Genomic DNA, 6461 nt, shown 5'->3' with positions numbered 1-6461 from the left:
GAACGGTTCTTTAAGGTAAGGAGGTGATCCAACCGCAGGTTCCCCTACGGTTACCTTGTTACGACTTCACCCCAGTCATGAATCACAAAGTGGTAAGCGCCCTCCCGAAGGTTAAGCTACCTACTTCTTTTGCAACCCACTCCCATGGTGTGACGGGCGGTGTGTACAAGGCCCGGGAACGTATTCACCGTGGCATTCTGATCCACGATTACTAGCGATTCCGACTTCATGGAGTCGAGTTGCAGACTCCAATCCGGACTACGACATACTTTATGAGGTCCGCTTGCTCTCGCGAGGTCGCTTCTCTTTGTATATGCCATTGTAGCACGTGTGTAGCCCTACTCGTAAGGGCCATGATGACTTGACGTCATCCCCACCTTCCTCCAGTTTATCACTGGCAGTCTCCTTTGAGTTCCCGGCCGAACCGCTGGCAACAAAGGATAAGGGTTGCGCTCGTTGCGGGACTTAACCCAACATTTCACAACACGAGCTGACGACAGCCATGCAGCACCTGTCTCAGAGTTCCCGAAGGCACCAAAGCATCTCTGCTAAGTTCTCTGGATGTCAAGAGTAGGTAAGGTTCTTCGCGTTGCATCGAATTAAACCACATGCTCCACCGCTTGTGCGGGCCCCCGTCAATTCATTTGAGTTTTAACCTTGCGGCCGTACTCCCCAGGCGGTCGACTTAACGCGTTAGCTCCGGAAGCCACGCCTCAAGGGCACAACCTCCAAGTCGACATCGTTTACGGCGTGGACTACCAGGGTATCTAATCCTGTTTGCTCCCCACGCTTTCGCACCTGAGCGTCAGTCTTTGTCCAGGGGGCCGCCTTCGCCACCGGTATTCCTCCAGATCTCTACGCATTTCACCGCTACACCTGGAATTCTACCCCCCTCTACAAGACTCTAGCCTGCCAGTTTCGGATGCAGTTCCCAGGTTGAGCCCGGGGATTTCACATCCGACTTGACAGACCGCCTGCGTGCGCTTTACGCCCAGTAATTCCGATTAACGCTTGCACCCTCCGTATTACCGCGGCTGCTGGCACGGAGTTAGCCGGTGCTTCTTCTGCGAGTAACGTCAATTGCTGAGGTTATTAACCTCAACACCTTCCTCCTCGCTGAAAGTACTTTACAACCCGAAGGCCTTCTTCATACACGCGGCATGGCTGCATCAGGCTTGCGCCCATTGTGCAATATTCCCCACTGCTGCCTCCCGTAGGAGTCTGGACCGTGTCTCAGTTCCAGTGTGGCTGGTCATCCTCTCAGACCAGCTAGGGATCGTCGCCTAGGTGAGCCGTTACCCCACCTACTAGCTAATCCCATCTGGGCACATCCGATGGCAAGAGGCCCGAAGGTCCCCCTCTTTGGTCTTGCGACGTTATGCGGTATTAGCTACCGTTTCCAGTAGTTATCCCCCTCCATCGGGCAGTTTCCCAGACATTACTCACCCGTCCGCCACTCGTCACCCAAGGAGCAAGCTCCTCTGTGCTACCGTTCGACTTGCATGTGTTAGGCCTGCCGCCAGCGTTCAATCTGAGCCATGATCAAACTCTTCAATTTAAGTTTGATGCTCGTGAATTAAACTTCGTAATGAATTACGTGTTCACTCAGAGACTTGGTATTCATTTTTCGTCTTGCGACGTTAAGAATCCGTATCATTGAGTGCCCACACAGATTGTCTGATAAATTGTTAAAGAGCAGTGCCGCTTCGCTTTTTCTCAGCGGCGCGGGGTGTGCATATTACGCCATCCCGCTTCAGAGTCAAGCATTTATTTTTGCTTTTCTCCGCGAAGTTCTCAGTGGAACCCCGCTGACCCGGCGGCCTGTAGCCCGTTGTTCCGTGTCAGTGGAGGCGCATTATAGGGAGTTATTTCAGGCTGACAAGTTAAAAATATAAAAAACCTATCAATCGATTACTTTTCAATCAATACATGTGATACAAACCCATTAGAGCCTTCTTTTTAAACAAAAACGGGTCCTGACGGACCCGTTTTTGATGTTTTGCGGCTTACTGCACTGCCACAATACGATCGTCATTCACTTCCAGGCGAATCGTTTTGCCCGGCATCAGCTCACCAGACAGGATTTGCTGTGCCAGCGGGTTTTCGATCTGCTGCTGAATAGCACGTTTCAATGGACGCGCCCCGTAAACAGGATCGTAGCCATTCGCACTCAGCAGTTTAAGCGCCTCATCAGAAATGTGGATTTCATAGCCACGTTCTTCCAGACGTTTGTACAGACGCTGCAACTGAATCTGGGCAATAGATGCAATGTGTTGTTCCCCAAGAGGATGGAATACAACAACTTCATCTATACGGTTGATGAATTCCGGACGGAAGTTTTGGCTCACAACTCCCAGCACCAGATCTTTCATATGGCCGTAATCGAGTTCACCGAAACGTTCCTGAATCAAGTCTGAACCGAGGTTAGAGGTCATAATCACTACCGTATTACGGAAGTCAACCGTTCTCCCCTGCCCGTCAGTCAGGCGGCCGTCATCAAGTACCTGCAGCAGAATATTGAACACATCCGGATGCGCTTTTTCAACTTCATCCAGCAAAATGACCGAATAAGGACGACGACGCACTGCTTCCGTCAGGTATCCACCTTCTTCATAACCGACATATCCCGGAGGCGCCCCTACCAGACGAGACACGGAGTGTTTCTCCATAAACTCGGACATATCGATACGTACCATTGCGTCATCGCTGTCGAACATAAAGTTGGCCAGCGCTTTGCACAGTTCAGTTTTACCCACACCGGTTGGTCCAAGGAACAGGAACGAACCAATCGGGCGATTAGGATCGGACAGCCCAGCACGGCTACGGCGAATAGCGTTAGAAACAGCTTCGACCGCCTCATTCTGCCCAATGACGCGACTATGCAGTTCCTGCTCCATCCGCAGCAGTTTTTCACGTTCACCTTCCAGCATTCTGGCGACCGGGATCCCCGTCCAGCGCGCCAGCACTTCAGCAATTTCCGCATCAGTCACTTTATTACGCAACAGACGCATCGTTTTGCCTTCGGACTGGGTGGCTGCTTCCAGCTGTTTTTCCAGCTCAGGAATTTTACCGTATTGTAATTCGGACATCCGCGCCAGGTCGCCAACACGACGAGCCTGTTCAATCGCGATTTTCGCCTGCTCCAGTTCAGCCTTGATGGTTTGCGTTCCGGAGAGTGACGCTTTTTCCGCTTTCCATTCTTCCTCTAACTCAGAATACTGACGTTCTTTCTCGTCCAGCTCTTCGTTGAGCATATCAAGGCGTTTCTTGCTCGCCTCATCAGACTCTTTCATCAACGCCTGCTGCTCCAGTTTCAACTGGATAATTCGGCGGTCGAGTCGGTCCAGTTCTTCCGGCTTGGAGTCAATCTGCATACGAATGCTGGACGCGGCTTCATCGATCAGATCGATGGCTTTATCCGGTAACTGACGGTCAGCGATATAGCGATGGGACAGCGTCGCTGCAGCAACAATTGCCGGGTCAGTTATCTGCACGTGGTGGTGCAGTTCATAACGTTCTTTCAAACCACGCAGAATGGCAATGGTGTCTTCTACTGAAGGCTCAGCGACAAACACTTTCTGGAAACGACGCTCCAGCGCAGCATCTTTTTCGATATACTGACGATATTCATCGAGCGTCGTGGCACCCACGCAGTGAAGTTCCCCACGCGCCAGCGCTGGTTTCAGCATGTTCCCGGCATCCATTGCGCCATCCGCTTTACCTGCACCTACCATAGTATGCAATTCATCGATAAACAGAATGACGTTGCCTTCCTGTTTCGAAAGATCGTTCAGAACACCTTTCAGACGTTCTTCAAACTCACCACGATATTTCGCCCCAGCCACCAGCGCGCCCATATCCAGCGCCAGTACGCGACGGCCTTTTAAACCTTCTGGCACCTCACCATTAATGATTCGCTGAGCAAGGCCTTCAACGATTGCCGTCTTACCGACACCAGGCTCACCAATTAATACCGGGTTGTTTTTAGTACGACGTTGCAGTACCTGAATGGTACGACGAATTTCTTCATCACGCCCAATAACCGGATCGAGCTTGCCCTGTTCGGCACGTTCGGTCAGATCAACAGTATATTTTTTCAAGGCTTGACGCTGGTCTTCAGCCCCCTGGTCGTTCACGCTTTCACCTCCACGCATCTGTTCAATTGCCTGAGTGATATTGGCGGTCGTCGCCCCCGCTGATTTTAATAAATCTGTCAGCGTACCGCGCGACTCAAGCGCCGCCAGAACGAACAGTTCTGACGAAATAAAGTTGTCCCCACGCTTTTGCGCCAGCTTGTCGCAAAGATTCAGTACACGCACCAGTTCTTGAGAAGGCTGCACATCACCGCCGGTACCTTCTACCTGCGGTAAACGGCTCAACGCCTGATCAATAGCTGTACGTAACTGGCCGGCATTAATGCCAGCAGACGTTAATAAAGGACGTACCGATCCCCCTTCCTGATTCAGCAAGGCGCTCATTAGATGAAGTGGTTCGATGAATTGGTTGTCGTGCCCCAATGCGAGTGACTGGGCATCGGCAAGAGCAAGCTGGAATTTATTAGTAAGACGATCCAGACGCATAACTCCTCCCATAACAGGTCAAAATTGCTACTGGAGATTAAATGAGGTCATCCCTCAATTATTCAAGGTGAATGACCTGAATTATGTGAAAAGAAAATTACGCGTACCGGATCGTCTTGATTCTTTAGGTTATATCAGCCAAATAAAACTTGCCATACGACCCGTGGTATTGTCGCGACGATAAGAGAAGAAAGTCTCACTTTCGCTGAAGGTGCAATGGTCGCCTCCGTAGAGGTTCTCAACCCCGACATTTGCCAGACGCTGGCGCGCTAGTTGATAGATATCTGCCAAATACTTTTCACCGCGAGCCTGAAATGCGCTTTCCGCTTGCGGATCTATTGCCATAAACGCTTCGCGGACTTCTGGTCCCACCTCAAAAGCGTTCGGGCCAATCGCCGGCCCTAACCAGGCAATAATGTTTTCAGGTTTATCAGTAAAACACGACACCGTCTCTTCCAGGACACCCGCACATAGCCCGCGCCAGCCCGCATGGGCCGCCGCGACTTCCGTTCCTGCTCGGTTACAGAACAGCACTGGCAAACAGTCCGCCGTCACCACCGCACATACGGTGCCTGGCGTATTGCTCCAGGAGGCATCTGCACGCTTTGAAGAGTAAGGCCCGCCGCTAAGCTTGAGGACATCTTTACCATGAACCTGTTCTAGCCAGACGGGTTTCGAAGGCAGATTGCCCGCAGCAAACAGCCGATTGCGGTTCTCTTCAACATGCTCCGGGTTATCGCCGCAATGGGCCCCCAGATTCAGCGAATCATAAGGCGGCATACTGACACCGCCAATACGTGTAGAACTACAGGCTGCGACGCCTTGCGGCAGCGGCCACTGCGGGACAATTAGCTTACTCATAACCAGGCAACATCATCCTTATGTTCTTCGAAATCGGCACGCATTACCGCGATCAGATCAACCATATCTTGTGGAATCGGCGCGTGCCATTCCATTTCGATACCAGAGATCGGGTGATACAGGCGCAGCATGGTGGCATGCAGTGCCTGACGATCAAATTTACGCAGCGTAGAAATGAATTCGTCCGATGCACCTTTCGGTGGGCGCGGACGACCACCGTAAACCTGATCGCCCACCAACGGATGGGTGATATGCGCCATGTGCACGCGGATCTGGTGCGTACGTCCGGTTTCCAGACGCAGCCGCAGACGCGTGTGCACACGGAAGTGCTCCATAATACGATAGTGAGTCACCGCCGGTTTACCCATTGGATGGACTGACATATGCGTACGTTTGGTTGGATGACGACTGATCGGTTCTTCAACCGTACCACCCGCAGTCATATGACCGATTGCCACAGCCTCATATTCACGCGTGATTTCACGCAGCTGCAACGACTCTACCAGACGCGTTTGTGCCGGAACGGTTTTTGCCACCACCATTAATCCGGTCGTGTCTTTATCCAGGCGGTGCACAATACCGGCCCGCGGAACATCCGCGATTGGCGGGTAGTAATGCAGTAACGCATTCAGTACCGTACCATCCGGATTACCGGCGCCCGGATGTACCACGAGGTCACGTGGTTTGTTGATGACAAGAATGTCATCATCTTCATAAACGATATCCAACGGGATATCCTGAGCTTCAAAACGGACTTCTTCATCAATTTCAGCATTGATGGAGACTCGTTCTCCACCTAACACTTTTTCTTTCGGTTTATCGCAAAGATGACCATTTACCAGCACGCGCTGATCGAGGATCCATTCTTTTATGCGTGAACGCGAATAATCAGGGAACAATTCGGCCAAAGCCTGATCTAAGCGTTGACCGAGCTGATTTTCGGAGACTGTTGCGGTGAGTTCTACTCGTTGTGCCATAAACTGCTTCTTCGTTTAACGTTGGGTTTTACGGCTTTGCCGT

At 51.6% G+C, this 6461-nt stretch carries 3 protein-coding genes and 1 rRNA gene; all 4 read right to left on the bottom strand.

The annotated features are described in order from the left end of the window. Window positions 1–16 precede the first annotated feature (16 nt). Window positions 17–1558: ribosomal RNA gene (locus OGX98_RS14265) — 16S ribosomal RNA — on the bottom strand. A gap of 448 nt (window positions 1559–2006) precedes the next feature. Then, complete coding sequence (gene clpB / locus OGX98_RS14260) at window positions 2007–4580, bottom strand: ATP-dependent chaperone ClpB (protein WP_045446336.1); 2574 nt, start codon at window positions 4578–4580, stop codon at window positions 2007–2009. Between the two features lie 129 nt (window positions 4581–4709). Beyond that, window positions 4710–5441 carry a purine nucleoside phosphorylase YfiH gene (yfiH, locus tag OGX98_RS14255; RefSeq protein ID WP_286595441.1) on the bottom strand — a complete coding sequence of 244 codons (732 nt, stop codon included), beginning with the start codon at window positions 5439–5441 and terminating at the stop codon, window positions 4710–4712. Then, window positions 5438–6418, bottom strand: coding sequence for a 23S rRNA pseudouridine(1911/1915/1917) synthase RluD (rluD, locus tag OGX98_RS14250; RefSeq protein WP_045446340.1), 981 nt, complete (start codon window positions 6416–6418; stop codon window positions 5438–5440). Before rluD ends, yfiH begins: the two co-directional genes overlap by 4 nt. Window positions 6419–6461: the final 43 nt, after the last annotated feature.

Source organism: Citrobacter sp. Cm046 (genome assembly GCF_030333065.1).
Lineage (GTDB): Bacteria > Pseudomonadota > Gammaproteobacteria > Enterobacterales > Enterobacteriaceae > Citrobacter > Citrobacter murliniae.
Note: the sequence above shows the minus strand (reverse complement) of the source record. Positions and strands in the feature narration are given on the sequence as shown.